Here is a 17989-nt window from a genome sequence, read left to right as displayed (position 1 = left end):
CGTTGTGTCTTTTTTATGGCGTTTTCGGGATTATTTTGTGCGGCGTCTATTTTTTTATGGTTCCTGTTTTTTTTGGCGCAGGGTGGATGTGTAACAGAAATGCTTGGTGTTATACTGTTTTTTTATACAGTATTTTGGTGTGTGGTGGGATCTCGAAAAATAATTCACATTGATGCGGACTGTTTTTATGCGGCGGTTGAAATGCGCGATGATCCCAGTTTGCGTGATCGTCCGATCGCCATTGGTGGGCCCGCAAATACGCGCAGCGTGTTATCCACGGCAAATTACGCGGCGCGTGAATTTGGTGTTCGTTCGGCGATGCCAACATCAGTAGCCATGCGCCTTTGCCCTCAGTTACTGGTTCTGCCCGGAAACATGGCGAAATACCGGCTGGCATCCGAGCAAATGCACGCTATTTTTCACGCTTTTACCCATATTATTGAACCCTTGTCGTTAGATGAGGCTTACCTGGATGTCACCCATGCCAAGGACTTTCAAGGCAGTGCAACACGCATTGCAGAGGAAATAAAAGCGCAAATCTTTCGTGAGGTAGGGATAACGGTGTCTGCCGGCGTTGCCACGAATAAATTTATTGCAAAAGTCGCCAGTGACTGGAACAAGCCGGATGGCTTGACGGTGGTGACGCCCGAGCAGCAACTCGAGTTTGTAAGTGGTATTCCTGTTAAATCCATTTCTGGTATTGGTCGTGTTGCCCAAAAAAAACTGGCTGAGTTGGGCGTGTTTTATTGTGCGGATCTGCAAGACCTCGATTTTTCTTTGTTGCAAAAACACTTTGGCAGTATGGCGTTCCGATTGTCTCAATTTGCACTGGGAAGAGACGATCGTCCTGTGGTGGTTTCTAGAGAAAGAAAAAGCATTTCAGTTGAACATACTTTTGCAAAAGATTTGATGGATATTAAAGCGTGTCAAAGGGTGTTGCCTATGTTGTTGACTGACTTGAAAAAGCGGATGGCTGGGCGGGGCTATGAGGCGCAACTGAGCAAATTTTATTTGAAATTGAAGTTTGATGATTTTAAGCAAACGACCATTGAGCGCCCTATAAAAGGAAAGCTAGCGGATGATATTTTTTATGAACTGCTACAACAAGCCCATGCTCGTTCTTTGCGCCCCGTTCGGCTTATTGGGGTTGGCTATCGAATTACTCCGCCTCAGCCTTTGCAATTAACCCTTCCATTGTCTTCTTAGTGCAAAAAATAATCAATTTTCTAATGCTTAACTATACTTTATCAGTGGCTCTTATGGAGGTGCTCGTTATGTTTAAGCAACAGAGTAAAGTGGACTATGCAAAATTAAGTATGCCAGACACCTTGTCCCATCGATTGCGGTTTGAGGTGGAGCAGACGTTGAGTTGTTTGTACGCAGATGCGTCATTGGTTGATCAAATGGATCGACTGTATTTGCCTTTTTCTTATTGGTTGAGTCAAAAGGCTCACGTAGGGCAGGGGCCTTTGATTGTGGGGGTTGGTGGTGCTCAAGGGTGCGGGAAAACAACCTTCTGCAGTGTGATCAGTCGAATTCTCAATAAAGGTTTTGATTTGAATTGTGTCGTGATTAGTCTCGACGATTTGTACAGCACAAGACACGATAGGATGAAATTTGCGGGGCAAACAACGCCCATGTTTTCCGTTCGTGGCGTACCTGGTACGCACGATGTGAAGCTGGCGTTGAATCTGTTTGATCGGATGAAAAATTTAAAAGAAGGGGAGGTAATGAAGTTTCCTCTTTTTGATAAATCGATTGATGATAGAAAATCCGTTCATCTTTGGAAGGAGGTACACGGACCGGTAGACGTGGTGTTGTTTGAAGGTTGGTGTGTGGGCGCGCCGCCTATGACAGAAGGGTTGGATCTGCCCATGAATGCGCTGGAAAAAAATATGGACGCACAGGGTGTGTGGCGTCATAGAGTAAATCAATTTTTGAACGAAGAGTATAAAGCCTTGTTTTCCAAAATTGATTTGATGACTTGGATGCAAGCGCCGGATTATGACGTGGTCTATCATTGGCGTAATAAACAAGAGCGCATGCTTGAACGTCACCTTCACGATATTCATGGGATTCTTTTGGATACTATTGATTTAAAAGTAATGTCGTCTGATGCGTTACTGGAGTTTATGCAGTATTACGAACGATTAACTCGACACATGTTGAGTGTGATGCCCAATCGTGCGGATGTGCTTTTTACGCTGAATAATGAACAAGGCGTTGTTGGGGTGAGATACCCTGTTGAGCATTGATGATTTACCTATTTTAAATGAAGAATGAGGGGGCTTTTGATTGAAAGAGGATGTCGAGGGCGTTACGTCAATATGATAGGCTATGGCGCATTGCAATAGCCTATTTTTTTGGAGTGTGAAAATGACTGATTTATTGCCGTCGGTTTTAGTGGAAACTCATGAGCAGCCAGATGCTGCGATTATCTGGTTGCATGGTCTTGGGTCTGATGGTCATGATTTCGAATCCCTCGTTCCCGCTCTTTCACTGTCTCCTGCATTGAGAGTGCGTTTTGTCTTCCCTCATGCGCCAAGACGTCCAGTAACCGTGAATGGCGGTATGGAAATGCGAGCTTGGTATGATATTTACGAAATGACGCTGGATCGTAAAGTGGACATGGCGAATATCGATGAATCGTGCGGGCAGATTGAACAATTAATTCAGGATCAAATGGATCAGGGGATTTCCGCCGAGCGCATTTTACTTGCTGGCTTTTCTCAGGGTGGTGTGGTCGCTTATCAGACGGCACTTCGGACACCGCATGTGCTTGCTGGTGTGATGGCGTTGTCTACCTATTTGGTCAGCGCTGAGGATATGCCTAATGCTACTGATTGTCCAAATGGACGAACGCCTATTCTTATTCATCATGGTACTCAGGACCCAGTTGTGGCGCCTATTTTAGCGGTAAAAGCAAAAGACGCACTGGAAGCCAAAGGGTTCTCTGTTGCTTATCAGACCTATGACATGCCGCATTCGGTATGCCCTGAACAGGTGGGCGATATTTCTAATTGGATAAACGACCGATTGGCTTAGTCGTTACTAAAAAAGTCTTGTCTAATGTTAAGGATGTCGAGTGGCGAATATTGAGGAAGAATGGCTGGCGTTTGCAAAGCAGCTTGCCGTATCAGCCGGTGAAATGATGGTGGAAGCGCGAGATGCGTCAGCGTTTGTGCGGGATTACAAGATGGATCATGAGTTGGTCACCTCCACGGATATTGCGGTTGATCAGTTTATTTGTTCTCGCATCGAAGCACACTATCCTTCGCATCGTATTTTGTCGGAAGAATCGTCCCCTACTATGTCGCTCAGTTCTATTGCTGATGATGTTCCTGTGTGGGTGATTGACCCGATCGATGGGACGGTGAATTTTGCCCATGGGCACCATCATGTTGCTGTGTCTATCGGGGTGTACGTTGCTCAGCGTCGCGTATTGGGCGTGGTGCACGCGCCATTTTTAAATGAATGTTTCTGGGCGCTGAGTGGTGCAGGGGCATATTGCAATGACCAGCCTTTGTCCGTGTCTGGGGAGAACACATTAAGAAATGCGGTGGTGGCAACGGGCTTTCCCTATCAAAAAACGGCGTTAGTGCCAATTATTGAGCGGGTCTCACGTATTTTGCATCATTGCCAAGATATTCGCCGTAATGGGTCTGCTGCGTTGGATTTGTGTTGGGTTGCGGCGGGGCGTTTGGACGCTTATTTTGAGAGCGTTAAGCCGTGGGACATGGCTGCAGGTACTTTGATCGCGGAAGAAGCGGGTGCAAGAGTTGGGCATTACTTGCCGCGTGGAACCCTCTGGCCAGAGGTGGTGAACGGCGATGGGCTGTTGGTGTCGACACCGGATTTGTTTGACGATGTGATGGCGCTAATGAATGCGCCAGCGTAATTTTTACTTTTATTTATTGGGTTTATTATGTCTTTAACTGCGTTCACGATTGTATTGTTAGTGTCTGTTGGGGTGATTGTTGTCTCGCTTTGGTTTATTCGTCATCAACTTAAACTGAATCAAGTGCGTGAAGAGAAAATCCGCGCGGGGGAAGATCGCTTTCAAGAAGAGCGTCAGAAGCGAATCGATAGTATTCATGTGTTGTTGAAGGTGGTTGGCACGGAAGAGCTTAATTGGATTGAGGCAAGCATCAGGATAAAGCATTTATTGGATCAGCTCAGTGAGGATTTATCCAATCATGATGATATTTCTGCTTTTTATGAAATTACGGAGAAAACTCAGCATATTCCAACCCATGAGCAGTGGGGCGACTTGCCAAAGTTAGCGAAGGTGAAATTTCGGCTTGAAATGGATGGTTATGAAGCGGAATACGCTGAGCAGTTACAGCGTGCTAAGTTGGCGTTAATGGCTTACGATTTTGCATAATGATGGCGCAGTTGCTGGCATCCACCGTTTTTTTGTTTTTATTGCTGATTTTTCTTGTGCTGTTTTTTATTCGTCATCAATCGAAAGTACCCTATTATCGGCTGACGCAAGAGCAATGTGTGACCTTGTTGGTGAAGTCGGTCCAAGGCGTGTTGCCTGAACCTGAGTGGCACGCTTTTATAGGAATGACGATCAGAGATGATGATGCTCTTGATGCATTGAGGGAGCAGTGTTTATTGATTGATGAATACGGTGTGAAAGGGACGCATTTGGTGAATGGTCGGTCTTGCATGCTTTTTAATAAAAAGGGTGTTTTTCAGCTGGAAAAGTTGCTCGATGAATGGCAGCATAAATCACATTATTTGATCTGATGTATTTTAAAATGGAATGGTATAGGACGTAAGAATTATGAACGAGTTAGAAACGTTATTTGATCAAGGCTCAGAATGGATGCCTTGGTTGGCTGACAGTGCTATTAATTTAGCGGTTGGCCTGGTTGTTTTCTTTGTGGGTAAATTTATTGCTTCCAAAGTCGCTCATTGGTGTGAAAAGCGTTTGCTGAAGGCTTCTGTTGACCAAGCGGTCGCGGGCTTTGCGTCAAGTATCTTGTATGCTTTGATGTTCGCAGGCATTGCGTTGATGGCGCTAGGTCAAATTGGCGTTGAAACAACGTCGTTTATTGCTATTTTGGGTGCGGCAGGTTTGGCTGTCGGTTTGGCATTACAAGGCTCTTTGTCTAATTTTGCCTCAGGTGTATTGATTATTCTGTTGCGCCCATTCCGTTCTGGTGACTTCATTGACGCTGGCGGTCAAATGGGAACGGTTAACCGTATTGAATTGTTTCATACTTACCTTAAAACGCCTGATAATCGTGTGATTATTGTGCCGAACTCATCGGTAATGAATGGTTCTATTGTTAACTTTTCTCGTGAAGCAACGCGTCGTTTGGATTTGGTGATTGGTATTAGTTATGACGCTGATATTCGATTGGCGAAGCAAATTATGGAAGAGATTGTAAATGCCGATGAGCGCATTTTAAAAGACCCTAAGTGTTTGATCGCTGTGTCCGAGTTGGCTGACAGTTCTGTAAACTTCTTCTTGCGCCCTTGGGTGGCGTCTGGCGATTACTGGGCGGTAAGAGCAGATTTACTGGAGAAGATTAAATATACCTTTGATGAGCGTGGTGTTGGTATCCCATACCCACAAATGGATGTTCATTTGCATAAGCAAGAGTCGTAATTTTTTTAAAAATTAGCGTCTTACTGCTCAATAAGTGTAATGCCGCCAGTAATTGCTGGCGGCATTTTTGTTTTTACTGGCTGGTTTATTGATTGTTTAAGAAGGCGGCTGTTAATGAGTCGATACCGTGCTCCATCGGAACCAAAATCTGCGTACATCACACAGGAAGGTGCGCAAGCACTGCTTGCTGAATTGAAATTTTTGTGGAAAGAAAAGCGTCCCGCTGTCACCGAGACTGTTCTGAGAGGCGGCCGCGCAAGGCGACCGCTCGGAGAATGCAGAATACATATATGGCAAAAAACAGTTGCGAGAGATAGACCGTCGCGTACGTTATCTTGAAAAGCGTTTGGATGTTTGTACTGTGGTGGATCGTCATCCAGCGGATCAGACGAAAGTGTTTTTCGGGGCTTGGGTGACGTTAGAAGATGAGGATGGCACGCTAAAAGAGTATCGAATTGTCGGGCCAGACGAGCTAGATCACGATGCTCGATATATCAGCATCGATTCTCCTGTGGCGCGAGCGTTGTTGAAAAAACAAGAAGGGGATGAGGTGATGATTCGCCTTGCTGCTGGCGAAAAAAGCTATGTCGTCGACGCGATTGAGTACCGAACAATCACGGTATGATGATTCATTATGGTATGGCGCAATGGCAGCATCCGGCTTGGGTAAATTGGCTTTACCCAGCGTCTCTTCCTGCGGCAGAGCGTATTGGTCGTTATTCGCAAGTGTTTTCTACCGTGGAGGTTGGTAGTACTTTTTATACCAAGGTAGACGATGCTCAGTTATCACGTTGGTATGAATCTGTTGCTGAGGATTTCAGGTTTTGTTTTAAAGCACCACAAACGGTTACTCATCGATTGTTAGAGCGTCCTTGGCATGAGATTCAAGGTGATTGGTCCGCTTTTATGCGCTCTTTGCAGCCACTGCAAAGCAAGCTTGGTCCTGCCATGTTGCAGTTCCCGTCAATGTGCGATGAGCGTACTTTGGAAATGATTTTTGCTTTGTGTGATATGTGGACACTGGCTACGCCCTTATCTGTTGAGGTGCGTAATCTAGCTTATTTTGATAAAAACCAAATAGAACAGCGTTTTTTAGCTGGCTTGTCCGATCGTAATGTGAACCGTGTGGTGATGGATTCTCGGCCTGTTTTTTCTACCGAAGCGTATTGTGACAGTCTGGTTGATGCGCAGAAGAAAAAGCCGAGGGTGCCTTGTCATCCTGTAGCGACTGCAGGCTATCCCGTCGTGCGTTTCATTGGTCATCCGGATTTACCGCGTAACGACGTATGGCTAGATCAGTGGGCAAAGAAGCTCGTGCAATGGCTTGAAGAAGGGCGAACGCCATTTGTTTTTGTGCATTCGTCGGACAATATCGCAGCCCCAACACTGGCCAGTCAGCTTGACCAAAAAGTACAAGCTTTGTGCCCGCATTATCGATCTCAGCTTATATTGCCTGTGAGCCAAGAACAGGGCAGTCTTTGGTGATTACGGTTATTCTAAACCGCAGTTGAAGTGGATGGTCGCTTCGTGAAACCCGTAGTGATTGTTTTGATGGTCTTTTATAAATAACTCGAGCGTTTTGCTTACGCTGCTAAAGGCAATCTCTTCCCACGGAATGTCGTTTAGATCGAAGAGTGCGACTTCGGAGCTTTCTTCGGTTGCATGGAAATCATCTTTTTCTAGTTCTGCAATATAAAACAGATGGATTTGATTGATCCTAGGGATGCTGATCATACTGAAAGCTTGTTTGCAGATGGCCACAGAGCCGCTTTCTTCTAATGTTTCCCTGAGCGCTCCTTCACTGGTGGTTTCTTGATTTTCCATGAAACCGGCGGGCAACGTCCAGAAACCTAAGCGTGGCTCGATGTTTCTTCTGCAAAGTAAGACTTTTCCCTTATAAAGCGGAATTGTGCCAGTGATCAGTCGTGGATTGTCGTAATCGATAAACTCGCAACTTGGGCAGACCGCACGTTCTCTATTGTCCCCAGCAGGGATGGTCATGTTGACGGCGTGACCGCATTGCGGGCAATATCTCATGCTTTTTCCTTACCTTTTTAGCTGAAGTTTGGCGTATTTAACGACTTTGTCTTCAATCTCTTGGATTTCGATTAAGTAGTGTCCTACCCATAAACTGATGGGGTGTTCTGGTATGAATTCCAGTGTTTCAATAATCAGTCCATTGAGTGTTTTCGGACCGTCTGTCGGCAAATGCCAATCAAGCGTTTTATTGATTTCTCGAATGTGTGTTGAGCCTTCAATTCTAAAAGAACCGTCATCAAGAGTTTGAATTTCTTCTTCTTCGTCTTGGGTTGGTGGAGTGAACTCACCCACGATTTCTTCAAGTACGTCTTCTAGAGCCGCAATACCTTGAACATCACCGTATTCATCCACCACGATGCCCATTTGTTGGTGGTCTTTTTGGAAGTTCAGCAGCACGGTGTTTAGGGATGTGCTTTCTGGAATGAAGTAGGGTTCAACGGTTGCTTTTAACAGTGCCGCTTTGGATGGTGTTGGGTCGCGAAGAAACACGGCTGCATGGCGTGCGTGAAGAATGCCAATAACTTTGTTAATTTCACCATTGTATACAGGCATACGCGTGTGTCTGCTTTGGCAAATTTGTTCGATGATTTCTTCAATGGAGTCTTCGATATCAATACCGATCACTTCGTTGCGAGGAATCATAATGTCTTCAACCGAGACTTTTTCCAAATCTAAAATTGAAATAAGCATTTCTTGGTGAGCTGGCGGGATCAAGCCACTCGCTTCGTTTACCACGGTTCTTAGCTCTTCAGAGTCAAGTGTGTCGTGGTTCTTTTGCGAAGCGTGTACACCGATTAGGCGCAATAACCCGTTCGATAGCCCATTCACCACCCAAACAAGTGGGTAAAGCACTTTTAGTAGAATGGCGAGAACCCAAGACGCTGGGAAGGCGATTTTTTCTGGGTGAATGGCGGCCAATGTTTTGGGTGTTACCTCTGCAAAAATCAGCACTATCATGGTGAGTGCCGCTGTTGCAATGGCCACACCCGCGTCGCCCCATAGACGAACGGCAATGATGGTTGCGATCGCGGAAGCGAGGATATTTACAAAGTTGTTACCGATTAAGATTACGCCGATCAATCTATCTGGGCGTTCTAACAGAGAGTTTACTTTGATTGCGGATCTGTTTTTGTTTTTCACAAGGTGTTTAAGACGATATTTGTTTATCGACAACATCCCTGTTTCGGAACTCGAAAAGAAAGCAGAAAGTAAAATTAGACAAAAAAGTATTCCACCAAGAACACCTAAGGGTACTTCGTTCAAAAAGGGATCGCCTCAATAATGTAGATAATTGGATTATTGGTTCTTAAGATCTTACTGTCAAACATACTTTACGTCATGTTCTGTTAATGATGTAAAATTTGTAAGGCTATTTGGCTGCCAAAGTAGCCCAGCATGAGTAAGAAGAAACCGCTTAAGGTCAGTTTGACGGCCAGCTGTCCGCGCCATCCGGCAATGTATCTACCCAAAAGCAACCCGGCAAAAACAAACCAGGATGCAATGGTGAAGAAGGTTTTGTGGACCAAATGTTGGGCGAACATATCTTCAATGAAATAAAAGCCTGTCGCGATCGTGATGGTTAGCAGAATAAAGGCCGCCCATATGAATTCGAACATGAGTTGTTCCAATACTTGTAATGGTGGCACCCTTAGTAACTGCTTAAGTTTGTGATTTTTAAGTTGATACTCTTGAATGGCGAGCAATATGCCGACACCGCACGCCGCAGTAAATAGGCTGTACGCAACGGATGCGATTAAAATGTGTGCACTGGTTCCCCAAGAGTTGCTGTGTAATTGCGTGAGGTTCCATGGTTCTATGGCATTTAACGCGATGATGATAGAGCCAAGGGGGAAAGCGGTGCCTAGAAGTAAGGACAGGTCTTTATCTCTGTTACTTAGCCACAGCAAGCTGTTGCCGATCAGAGCAATGAGCAAACCAATGGTAAGAAAGTTGAATCCGTCGCGATTCAGTAATAATTGCGTTAGGGAAAAGGTGTGTACTGCGATTGCCATCGCCCCAATGTATTGTGTTAGGGGGCTTTTGGGACGCAGATAATACGCTGTGCCTGCAATCAAGCAAACGATACAAGCAAGCCAAAGCGATAATTGAGTCATGAAACTAAAGGTTCCGCAGGGTAAAGGTATAGGGTGAAAATCATTTATCCGTTATAATAGAGATAATTTCACCTTGGATAAACTGAAACTGTAGGTTTTTTCCATTTAGAGTCAAAATTTGAGGGCAATATGTTCGACAATTTATCGAATCGTTTAACTTCCTCGCTTGATCGAATTCGAGGTCGAGCTAAATTAACTGAAGACAACATACAGGAAGTGTTGCGCGAAGTACGTATGGCGCTTCTTGAAGCCGATGTGGCTTTGCCAGTTGTTAAAGATTTTATTGCGGCGGTAAAAGAGCGAGCAATAGGGACGGAAGTTTCCAAAAGCCTGAGTCCAGGTCAAGTTTTCCTGAAAATTGTTAAGCAGGAACTTGAAAATGTCATGGGGCAGGCAAACGATGGTTTGAATCTTCGTGCCGCTCGACCAGCTGTTATTTTATTGGCGGGTTTGCAAGGTGCAGGTAAAACAACATCGGCCGCTAAGTTGGCGAAATACCTAAAAGAGCGTGAGAAAAAGTCGGTCTCTGTCGTCAGTGCTGATATTTATCGTCCTGCTGCGATTAAGCAGCTTGAAACCCTAGCGGGTGAGGTGGGTGTCGATTTCATCGCTAGCGATTTGTCACAGAAGCCGATTGATATTGTTAATAACGCCATCGATTATGCAAAAAAAGCCCATAAAGATGTGTTGATTGTCGATACGGCGGGTCGCTTGTCGATTGACGAAGACATGATGGCAGAGATTAAAGCGCTGCATGCTGCTGTTAATCCGATTGAAACCTTGTTTGTGGTGGATGCCATGACAGGTCAAGATGCGGCGAATACAGCGAAAGCATTCGGTGATGTGTTGCCATTAACGGGTGTTGTCTTAACCAAGACCGATGGTGATGCTCGTGGTGGTGCGGCACTTTCTGTGCGTCATATTACCGGTAAGCCGATTAAATTCTTAGGTGTGGGCGAAAAAACAGACGCACTAGAGCCTTTCCACCCAGATCGTTTGGCGTCTCGTATTTTGGGTATGGGAGACATGCTTTCTCTTATTGAGGAAGCCGAACAAAAGATCGACAAAGAAAAAGCCGAAAAACTTGCAGGTAAGCTGAAAAAGGGCAAAGGCTTCGATTTAGAAGACTTTAAAGAACAGCTTCAGCAGATGAAAAACATGGGCGGCATGACTTCTATGTTGGATAAGCTCCCGGGTATGGGGCAGTTAGGTAATATCCAAGATAAAGTGAACGATAAAATGTTTGTTCAAATGGAAGCCTTGATTAATTCAATGACACAAGCTGAGCGCCGTAACCCAGATGTTATTAATGGTTCACGTAAGAAACGTATTTCGGCTGGCGCAGGGTTGCAAATTCAGGATTTGAATCGTTTGCTAAAACAGCACAAGCAAATGCAAAAAATGATGAAGAAATTTAGCACTAAGGGAGGCATGCAGAAAATGATGCGTGGACTGGGCGGAATGATGCCTGGTGGCTTTCCTGGTGGCGGTGGTTTCCCTAAATAGAGAAGCTATCTGCTTGTTTTTATTGGGAGGCTTAAAAAAACTTCCAATTTAAGTGAAAGGGCGAGTAAATCGCCCTTTCGTTTTTCTAGTTTATCGACTAGAATATGCCGCCTTCTTGTAGTATGAGTCAAAAATTCGACTCGGCAAGGGGTGTTTCGTTAAGCAATAAGGAACCAATCATATGGTAACTATTCGTCTTTCTCGTGGTGGCTCTAAAAAGCGCCCATTCTATCATTTGAACGTGGCTGATAGCCGCTGTGCACGTGATGGTCGTTATATCGAGCGTTTGGGTTTCTTTAACCCTGTTGCTCGTGGTCAAGAAGAACGTCTACGTGTCGATTTAGACCGCGTAAACCATTGGGTTAGCCAAGGCGCTCAACTTTCTGACCGTGCTGCGCAGCTTGTAAAAGATGCTAGCAAAAACGCTTAATACTGAGGTAATGCTATGTCTGAATTAAAACAAGCGGCCGCTCCTGAGCAAGCCCTTGTGGTTGGACGCATTACATCGGTATATGGTGTTAAAGGGTGGGTGAAGTTATATTCGCACACCGACCCAATGCAAGGGATCTTTGATTACAAGCATTGGTGGTTGAAAACTCCTAGCGGGTGGAAAACCGTAGAATTAAGCCAAGGGCGTCTGCAAGGACGTGGTTTGGTGGCATCGGTTAAAGGTTATAGCGACAGAGATCAAGTAAAAGAGATCTGCGGTATGGACGTGTATATTGATGCAGCAGAACTACCAGATTTGGAAGAAGGTGATTATTACTGGAGCCAACTGGAAGGACTGAGGGTTATTACCAAAGAGGGTGTCCTCTTGGGGAAGGTTTCTCAACTTATGGAAACCGGTGCGAATGATGTGATTGTTGTCCGCGCGTGTGAAGGTAGCTTTGATCGTGAAGAGCGATTGATTCCTTATGCTCCAGGAACTTATGTTTTAAACATCGATTTAGAACAGCAGGAAATGGTAGTGGATTGGGATCCAGAATTTTAAACAGATAAGCTGAGGTCACAACGTGAAGGTTAGCGTTATATCGCTCTTTCCGGAGATGTTTCAGGCCATTACCCAATATGGAGTAACAGGCAGAGCCATTAAGTCTGGGTTGGTTGAGGTGGATTTTTTTAATCCCCGCGACTTTACACATGACAAGCATAAGACGGTAGATGATCGACCTTATGGTGGTGGTCCAGGGATGCTGATGAAAGTGCAGCCTCTCAAAGATGCTATTGCGAGTGCCAAGTTATTGGTGCCCAATGCAAAAGTTATTTATCTATCCCCTCAAGGGCGTACGCTAACGCAAGAAGGCGTGCAACAGCTTGCTAAACAAGCAGAATTTATTCTGGTAGCAGGTCGTTATGAAGGCGTTGATGAGCGTTTGATTCAATCTGAGATTGATGAAGAGTGGTCAATTGGCGATTTTGTCCTAAGTGGTGGTGAGTTGCCGGCAATGGTACTTATGGATGCTGTGTTTCGCATGGTTCCAGGAGTATTGGGAAAACAAGCGTCTGCGGATGAGGATTCATTCTCTGATGGTTTGTTGGACTGCCCGCATTATACTCGCCCAGAAGTACTAAATGGTGAACCTGTGCCATCGGTGCTGCTTAGTGGCAACCACGAGGAGATTAGACGCTGGCGTTTAAAGCAAAAGCTCGGAAGAACTTTTCAGCGCCGGCCAGACCTTCTGCAGAACCTTGAGTTGGACAAGGAACAGCAGTTGCTGTTAGAAGAGTTTATTCGCGAAACTGAAGATTCAACCTCGGCAGAGTAGGAATTGCGAGCTTATCAGAAAGAAGAACCTTCATGCTGATAAGAAACCATATCATTAGGAGTCACATCCATGAGTAATAAAACTAAACTGATTCAGCAGTTAGAAGCTGAACAGATGACAAAAGAAGTCCCAGCCTTCGGCCCTGGTGACACTATTGTTGTTCAAGTTAAAGTTAAAGAAGGTTCACGCGAGCGTCTACAGGCCTATGAAGGTATTGTAATCTCTAAGCGTAACCGTGGTCTTAACTCAGCATTTACCGTTCGTAAAATTTCTAGCGGTATCGGTGTTGAGCGTGCTTTCCAAACGTACAGCCCTTTGGTTGAAAGCATCGAAGTTAAACGCCGCGGTGACGTGCGTCAAGCTAAGATCTACTACCTACGCGAGCGTTCTGGTAAATCTGCACGTATCAAAGAAAAATTGGCTAAACGTTAATTTTTTCTTATTAAAAAAGGCGACGCGAGTCGCCTTTTTTTATGGAACTAACCCCTCTCAATATGGCCTAATAGAGACAATTTACGATGTCTTTGGGGTTATCATGAAACGCATTTTTCTATCCATGTCTCGCTCTGCTTTGCTCGGCGCTTTTCTGTTTTCTTTTTCTGGTCTGGTTTTAGCGGACAAAGCCGCTGTGTTATCGGCGGTACAAGCTGCGTTGCCTCAATATGAAGTTGAAAGCGCAGAACGGCATGAGGGCGCGGGTTTGTATGTGGTTGCGCTTAAAAATGGCCCTACGCTTCATGTGACTCAAGACGGCCGCTATTTCGTGGCGGGTGATTTGTATCGTATGGACAATACCTCGCTTGAAAACGAAACCGAAAAAGCAAAGCTTGTTAAAATAGAAACGCTCCCCGAATCACAAATGATTGTGTATAAAGCCAAAGAGGAAAGGGCTCATATTACGGTATTTACTGATGTCGATTGCGGTTATTGTCGGATGCTGCATAAAGAAGTTCCTAAGCTGAACGAGGCCGGTGTGACGGTTCGTTACTTGGCCTATCCACGTGCTGGTATTGGCTCAGAAGCGTACACGAAAATGGTGAGTATCTGGTGTTCTGCAGACCCTAAAGAATGGCTGACGCAGGCAAAATTGGGCTCAGAAATTCCTGAAAACAAATGTGTTAACCCCGTTGCAGATCAGTATAAACTAGGCAATGAAGTGGGTGTTCGCGGTACGCCAAGCATCGTTCTGGATAATGGTGAGTTTCTGCCTGGGTATTTGCCTGCTAATGAGTTGGTAAAACACCTCGGGTTATAGACTTATCGCGAAATATTCCACTAAACATGAGCCTTCTTCAGCCTTTTCTACGTTGGGTTTGAATAATACTGGCGTTATAATACGTCAGATTGTCACTTAGCCTGTGTGTTATAAAGCGTTAAGTGTCCTATAAAAATTAAATTATCTCTGTGGGGTATTGTTTTGAAACCGGTAAAAGTCGGAATTTGTGGGCTGGGGACAGTGGGGTCCGGTAGTTTTAACATTCTTCGTAATAATGCAGAAGAGATTACACGACGTGTGGGTCGCAGTATTGTTATTGAGCAAGTAGGTGCCCGTCGTGATAACGATGCATGTGACACCTCCGGTATAAATGTTACCCGTGACATTTTTGATGTCGTTAATAATCCAGAGATTGATATCGTTCTTGAGTTGATTGGTGGAACGACTATCGCCAAAGAACTGGTTCTTACCGCCATAGAAAATGGCAAGCATGTTGTGACCGCAAACAAAGCGCTGATTGCAGAGCATGGCAACGAAATTTTCGCTAAAGCCCAAGAAAAAGGCGTTATTGTTGCTTTTGAAGCGGCCGTTGCTGGCGGCATTCCTATTATCAAACAAATCCGCGAAGGTTTGTCTGCCAATCGCATTGAATGGTTGGCGGGTATCATTAATGGTACGGGCAATTTCATTTTGACTGAAATGAGCCAAAAGGGTCGTGGTTTTGAGGATGTGTTAGCAGAAGCTCAAGAATTAGGGTACGCCGAAGTGGATCCAACCTTTGATATCGAAGGCATCGATGCCGCACACAAATTAACCATTCTTGCGTCTATTGCGTTTGGTATTCCTTTGCAGTTTGAAAAAACCTACACAGAAGGCATTAGCCGAATTACTGCTGAAGACGTGGCGTTTGCAGATGACCTAGGTTATGCGATCAAACATTTAGGTATTGCTCGTCGTTCTAAAGCGGGGATTGAGTTACGCGTTCATCCAACCTTGATCTCTCATAAGCAGTTGTTGGCTAACGTAAATGGTGTAATGAACGCCATCATGGTGCAAGGCGATGTGGTTGGGCCTACATTGACTTATGGCGCTGGTGCTGGAGCGTTGCCAACGGGGTCATCTGTTATTGCGGATGTGATCGATGTGGCGCGTACTTTGACCGCTGATCCAACAAATCGAGTACCTCACTTGGCTTTCCAGTCCGACTCATTGTCTAGCATGCAAATTCTGCCAGTAGAAGAAATAGAGTGCGGATTCTTTTTGAACATGACCATCAAAGATCGTGCTGGTGTACTGGCAAATATTACACAAATCTTGTCTACGAATGACATCAGTATCGAGTCTCTTATCCAGCGTGAGCGCGAAGGCAGTGAATTAGTGCCATTAGTGGTGATGACTCATGATGTTAAAGAACGCAATATGAATGCTGCAATTGCGGCAATTGAAGCCTTGCCGGATGTTGCGGGAACGGTGCAACGTATCCGTGTTGAAAACTTGGCTTAAGAGAGAATAAAGATGAAATACATTTCGACTCGTGGAAAAGCCCCTGCGCTTTCTTTTGGTGATGTTTTATTAGCGGGTTTGGCTAATGACGGCGGTTTATATGTGCCAGAAACCTTGCCTCACTATTCAAAGGAAGAGATCGCTTCATGGGCGAATCTTAGTTACCAAGAATTGGCTTTTAAAGTAATGTGGCCTTTTGTTGAGGGCGATATTCCTGCAGATGCCTTTAAAGAGATGATTAATGACGCATACGCGAGCTTTAACCATACCTCTATTGCGCCCATGGTTCAGCTTGGTAACAACGAATGGATATTGGAATTATTCCGCGGCCCAACTTTGGCGTTTAAAGATTTTGCCTTACAGTTGCTTGGTCGTTTGATGGATTATGTTCTGTCTGAGCGTAAAGAAAAGCTAGTTATCCTTGGTGCCACATCTGGTGATACCGGTTCTGCTGCGATAGAAGGTTGCCGTCATTCAGAGCATTTGAATATTTTCATTTTGCATCCATACCAACGCGTATCTGAAGTGCAACGTCGTCAAATGACCACGGTGATTGATGACAACGTGTTTAACATCGCGGTAAAAGGTAACTTTGATGATTGCCAAGGTATGGTCAAATCCAGCTTTGCAGATCAGTCTTTCTTGAAAGGTGCCAAGTTAGGTGCGGTTAACTCGATTAACTGGGCGCGTATCATGGCTCAGATCGTTTACTACTTTTCTTCTGCTTTGTCTGTTGGTGCGCCACATCGTAAGGTGTCATTCTCGGTTCCAACGGGTAACTTTGGCGATATCTTTGCTGGTTACTTGGCGAAGAAGATGGGCTTGCCCATTGATCAGTTGGTAGTTGCGACTAACCAGAACGATATTTTGCATCGTGTGATTGCAGAAAACGACATGAGTCGTCAGTCTTTGAATGTTACCTTATCTCCAAGTATGGACATCATGGTTTCAAGCAATTTCGAGCGTTTGTTGTTTGATGCTCATGGCCGAGATGGTGTAGCTATTGATGATTTGATGGCGCGCTTTAATAAAGGTGATGTCTCGTTGAACGATGAGGCGTGGTCTTATGTAAAAGAAAACTTTGACAGTTATAAGGTCGATGATAATAAAACCTGTGAAGTGATTGCTGATGTGTTTGCTAAAACGCAATATTTGCTCGATCCACACACGGCGATTGGTCTAGAAGCAGCGCGTCATTGCTGGAAAGATTCGTCTGTTCCTATGATTACCTTGGCAACAGCGCATCCGGTAAAATTTCCGGAAGCGGTTGAAAAGGCGGGTTGTGAAACGCCAGTACTGCCTGAGCACATGAAAGATCTATTCGAACGTGAAGAGTCTTATACAGTGTTAGACAACAGCTTGAGCGATGTTCAGGCATTTGTTGCGGATAAAATCTAGTCTCGACTAACGTAGTAGACTTCTGTAACGGCCAATCAACGATTGGCCGTTTCTTTTTCTTTCATTCTTTTGTGTCTTTCCTATGAATATTATTTTACTTGACCCTGAAAATACGCTTGCTGATGGTTTGTTTGCTCTTAGTTCTCGCCAACAAACCCATATTTCCAAAGTGATTAAAGCGCAGTCTGGAGATGTTCTGCGGGTGGGGGTTTTGAATGGAAAAATAGGCGAGGGAATTTATGAACCACCAAGCGAAGATCGAGCCGGCTATATTCATTCGTTAAATCTTCCTACACTGCCGCCAGAGCCTCTGCCTATGGTGTTGGTTATGGCGTTGCCAAGACCAAATATGCTCAAGCGAACCTTACACAACATTACCTCGATGGGGGTAAAAGACGTATATCTTATTCATTCTGCCAAAGTGGAAAAAAGCTATTGGCAAAGTCCTGTACTGCAAACAGAGTCGATTCAGCAATGCTTGCTAGAAGGGTTAGAGCAGGCAAAAGATACGATAATGCCGAATTGGTCTTTGATTCCTCGTTTTCGCCCTTTTGTTGAAGATCAATTGCCTGATTTATTAAAAAATAAACGAGGTATTCTGGCTCACCCTTATTTGGCTAAACCTTGCCCTATCGATATTCAGCAGCCTTGTGTTCTTGCGCTTGGTCCAGAGGGTGGCTGGAACGATTTTGAAGTAAGTAAATGGCATGAAGCGGGAATGGAATCGGTGCATTTGGGGGATCGAATATTAAAAGTGGAAACTGTTGTGCCAGTATTGTTATCTCGTTTATATCCGGCGTAGATTATTATCAATCCTTGTAAT

At 44.8% G+C, this 17989-nt stretch carries 20 protein-coding genes and 1 pseudogene; 18 read left to right on the top strand and 3 right to left on the bottom strand.

From position 1 onward, the window contains the following. Positions 1-99: 99 nt before the first annotated feature. From dinB to N5P32_RS12555, 9 genes and pseudogenes are all read left to right on the top strand, one after another. Positions 100-1206 carry a DNA polymerase IV gene (gene dinB / locus N5P32_RS12595; RefSeq protein ID WP_265729395.1) on the top strand — a complete coding sequence of 369 codons (1107 nt, stop codon included), beginning with the start codon at positions 100-102 and terminating at the stop codon, positions 1204-1206. A gap of 68 nt (positions 1207-1274) precedes the next feature. Continuing rightward, on the top strand, positions 1275-2255 hold the full coding sequence (locus N5P32_RS12590) for a hypothetical protein (protein ID WP_265729394.1): 981 nt from the start codon (positions 1275-1277) through the stop codon (positions 2253-2255). Positions 2256-2376: 121 nt separating this feature from the next. Further along, positions 2377-3045, top strand: a complete 669-nt coding sequence (locus tag N5P32_RS12585) for an alpha/beta hydrolase (protein WP_265729393.1) — start codon at positions 2377-2379, stop codon at positions 3043-3045. 40 nt (positions 3046-3085) lie between these two features. Beyond that, positions 3086-3898 (top strand): inositol monophosphatase family protein, encoded by an 813-nt coding sequence (locus N5P32_RS12580; RefSeq protein ID WP_265729392.1) that lies wholly within the window; start codon positions 3086-3088, stop codon positions 3896-3898. Positions 3899-3925: 27 nt separating this feature from the next. Continuing rightward, entirely contained in the window at positions 3926-4384 is a 459-nt protein-coding gene (locus N5P32_RS12575) for a DUF2489 domain-containing protein (protein ID WP_265729391.1), read from the top strand. Further along, positions 4384-4755: a hypothetical protein gene (locus N5P32_RS12570; RefSeq protein ID WP_265729390.1), complete on the top strand. Its 372-nt coding sequence runs from the start codon at positions 4384-4386 to the stop codon at positions 4753-4755. Before N5P32_RS12575 ends, N5P32_RS12570 begins: the two co-directional genes overlap by 1 nt. 37 nt (positions 4756-4792) lie before the next feature. Then, the gene (locus N5P32_RS12565; RefSeq protein ID WP_265729389.1) at positions 4793-5623 is read left to right on the top strand and encodes a mechanosensitive ion channel family protein; all 831 of its coding nucleotides are present in this window, start codon (positions 4793-4795) and stop codon (positions 5621-5623) included. A gap of 114 nt (positions 5624-5737) precedes the next feature. Continuing rightward, positions 5738-6248 (top strand): annotated as a pseudogene (gene greB, locus N5P32_RS12560) (transcription elongation factor GreB). After that, positions 6245-7108 (top strand): DUF72 domain-containing protein, encoded by an 864-nt coding sequence (locus N5P32_RS12555; RefSeq protein WP_265729388.1) that lies wholly within the window; start codon positions 6245-6247, stop codon positions 7106-7108. Before greB ends, N5P32_RS12555 begins: the two are co-directional and overlap by 4 nt. Before the next feature lie 6 nt (positions 7109-7114). Here the strand turns inward: N5P32_RS12555 and N5P32_RS12550 are convergent, their stop codons facing one another. The 3 genes from N5P32_RS12550 to N5P32_RS12540 all read right to left on the bottom strand — a co-directional run bounded on the left by N5P32_RS12550 (position 7115) and on the right by N5P32_RS12540 (position 9777). Next, positions 7115-7660, bottom strand: coding sequence for an NUDIX hydrolase (locus N5P32_RS12550; protein ID WP_265729387.1), 546 nt, complete (start codon positions 7658-7660; stop codon positions 7115-7117). Between the two features lie 9 nt (positions 7661-7669). Beyond that, the gene (locus tag N5P32_RS12545) at positions 7670-8926 is read right to left on the bottom strand and encodes an HlyC/CorC family transporter (RefSeq protein WP_265729386.1); all 1257 of its coding nucleotides are present in this window, start codon (positions 8924-8926) and stop codon (positions 7670-7672) included. An 83-nt stretch (positions 8927-9009) separates the two neighbouring features. After that, a complete protein-coding gene (locus N5P32_RS12540; RefSeq protein ID WP_265729385.1) occupies positions 9010-9777 on the bottom strand; it encodes a cytochrome C assembly family protein in 768 nt (255 codons plus the stop codon). 129 nt (positions 9778-9906) lie between these two features. Between N5P32_RS12540 and ffh the strand changes: the two genes are divergently transcribed. The 9 genes from ffh to N5P32_RS12495 all read left to right on the top strand — a co-directional run bounded on the left by ffh (position 9907) and on the right by N5P32_RS12495 (position 17968). Further along, a complete protein-coding gene (ffh, locus tag N5P32_RS12535) occupies positions 9907-11283 on the top strand; it encodes a signal recognition particle protein (protein ID WP_265729384.1) in 1377 nt (458 codons plus the stop codon). Between the two features lie 181 nt (positions 11284-11464). Further along, positions 11465-11713, top strand: a complete 249-nt coding sequence (gene rpsP, locus N5P32_RS12530) for a 30S ribosomal protein S16 (RefSeq protein WP_265729383.1) — start codon at positions 11465-11467, stop codon at positions 11711-11713. A gap of 15 nt (positions 11714-11728) precedes the next feature. After that, the gene (gene rimM, locus N5P32_RS12525) at positions 11729-12274 is read left to right on the top strand and encodes a ribosome maturation factor RimM (RefSeq protein WP_265729382.1); all 546 of its coding nucleotides are present in this window, start codon (positions 11729-11731) and stop codon (positions 12272-12274) included. Positions 12275-12296: 22 nt separating this feature from the next. Beyond that, positions 12297-13049, top strand: coding sequence for a tRNA (guanosine(37)-N1)-methyltransferase TrmD (trmD, locus tag N5P32_RS12520; RefSeq protein WP_265729381.1), 753 nt, complete (start codon positions 12297-12299; stop codon positions 13047-13049). A 69-nt stretch (positions 13050-13118) separates the two neighbouring features. Beyond that, entirely contained in the window at positions 13119-13481 is a 363-nt protein-coding gene (gene rplS, locus N5P32_RS12515; RefSeq protein ID WP_255827995.1) for a 50S ribosomal protein L19, read from the top strand. Between the two features lie 103 nt (positions 13482-13584). Next, entirely contained in the window at positions 13585-14304 is a 720-nt protein-coding gene (locus tag N5P32_RS12510) for a thioredoxin fold domain-containing protein (protein WP_265729380.1), read from the top strand. A 162-nt stretch (positions 14305-14466) separates the two neighbouring features. After that, the gene (locus tag N5P32_RS12505) at positions 14467-15768 is read left to right on the top strand and encodes a homoserine dehydrogenase (protein ID WP_265729379.1); all 1302 of its coding nucleotides are present in this window, start codon (positions 14467-14469) and stop codon (positions 15766-15768) included. 12 nt (positions 15769-15780) lie between these two features. Beyond that, positions 15781-17166 (top strand): threonine synthase, encoded by a 1386-nt coding sequence (gene thrC / locus N5P32_RS12500; RefSeq protein WP_265729378.1) that lies wholly within the window; start codon positions 15781-15783, stop codon positions 17164-17166. A gap of 82 nt (positions 17167-17248) precedes the next feature. Then, complete coding sequence (locus N5P32_RS12495) at positions 17249-17968, top strand: 16S rRNA (uracil(1498)-N(3))-methyltransferase (protein ID WP_265729377.1); 720 nt, start codon at positions 17249-17251, stop codon at positions 17966-17968. Positions 17969-17989: the final 21 nt, after the last annotated feature.

It is taken from the genome of Marinomonas pontica (genome assembly GCF_026191375.1).
Classification (GTDB): domain Bacteria; phylum Pseudomonadota; class Gammaproteobacteria; order Pseudomonadales; family Marinomonadaceae; genus Marinomonas; species Marinomonas pontica.
The sequence above is the reverse complement of the archived record's forward strand: the minus strand, read 5'-3'. Positions and strand labels throughout refer to the sequence as shown.

Excerpts from the sequence above, each read along its gene's own strand:
- dinB (WP_265729395.1), top strand. The coding sequence starts at position 100 with ATGCTTGGTGTTATACTGTTTTTTTATACAGTATTTTGGTGTGTGGTG.
- N5P32_RS12590 (WP_265729394.1), top strand. The coding sequence starts at position 1,275 with ATGTTTAAGCAACAGAGTAAAGTGGACTATGCAAAATTAAGTATGCCA.
- N5P32_RS12585 (WP_265729393.1), top strand. The coding sequence starts at position 2,377 with ATGACTGATTTATTGCCGTCGGTTTTAGTGGAAACTCATGAGCAGCCA.
- N5P32_RS12575 (WP_265729391.1), top strand. The coding sequence starts at position 3,926 with ATGTCTTTAACTGCGTTCACGATTGTATTGTTAGTGTCTGTTGGGGTG.
- N5P32_RS12570 (WP_265729390.1), top strand. The coding sequence starts at position 4,384 with ATGATGGCGCAGTTGCTGGCATCCACCGTTTTTTTGTTTTTATTGCTG.
- N5P32_RS12565 (WP_265729389.1), top strand. The coding sequence starts at position 4,793 with ATGAACGAGTTAGAAACGTTATTTGATCAAGGCTCAGAATGGATGCCT.
- N5P32_RS12555 (WP_265729388.1), top strand. The coding sequence starts at position 6,245 with ATGATGATTCATTATGGTATGGCGCAATGGCAGCATCCGGCTTGGGTA.
- N5P32_RS12550 (WP_265729387.1), bottom strand. The coding sequence starts at position 7,660 with ATGAGATATTGCCCGCAATGCGGTCACGCCGTCAACATGACCATCCCT.
- N5P32_RS12540 (WP_265729385.1), bottom strand. The coding sequence starts at position 9,777 with ATGACTCAATTATCGCTTTGGCTTGCTTGTATCGTTTGCTTGATTGCA.
- ffh (WP_265729384.1), top strand. The coding sequence starts at position 9,907 with ATGTTCGACAATTTATCGAATCGTTTAACTTCCTCGCTTGATCGAATT.
- rpsP (WP_265729383.1), top strand. The coding sequence starts at position 11,465 with ATGGTAACTATTCGTCTTTCTCGTGGTGGCTCTAAAAAGCGCCCATTC.
- rimM (WP_265729382.1), top strand. The coding sequence starts at position 11,729 with ATGTCTGAATTAAAACAAGCGGCCGCTCCTGAGCAAGCCCTTGTGGTT.
- rplS (WP_255827995.1), top strand. The coding sequence starts at position 13,119 with ATGAGTAATAAAACTAAACTGATTCAGCAGTTAGAAGCTGAACAGATG.
- N5P32_RS12510 (WP_265729380.1), top strand. The coding sequence starts at position 13,585 with ATGAAACGCATTTTTCTATCCATGTCTCGCTCTGCTTTGCTCGGCGCT.
- thrC (WP_265729378.1), top strand. The coding sequence starts at position 15,781 with ATGAAATACATTTCGACTCGTGGAAAAGCCCCTGCGCTTTCTTTTGGT.
- N5P32_RS12495 (WP_265729377.1), top strand. The coding sequence starts at position 17,249 with ATGAATATTATTTTACTTGACCCTGAAAATACGCTTGCTGATGGTTTG.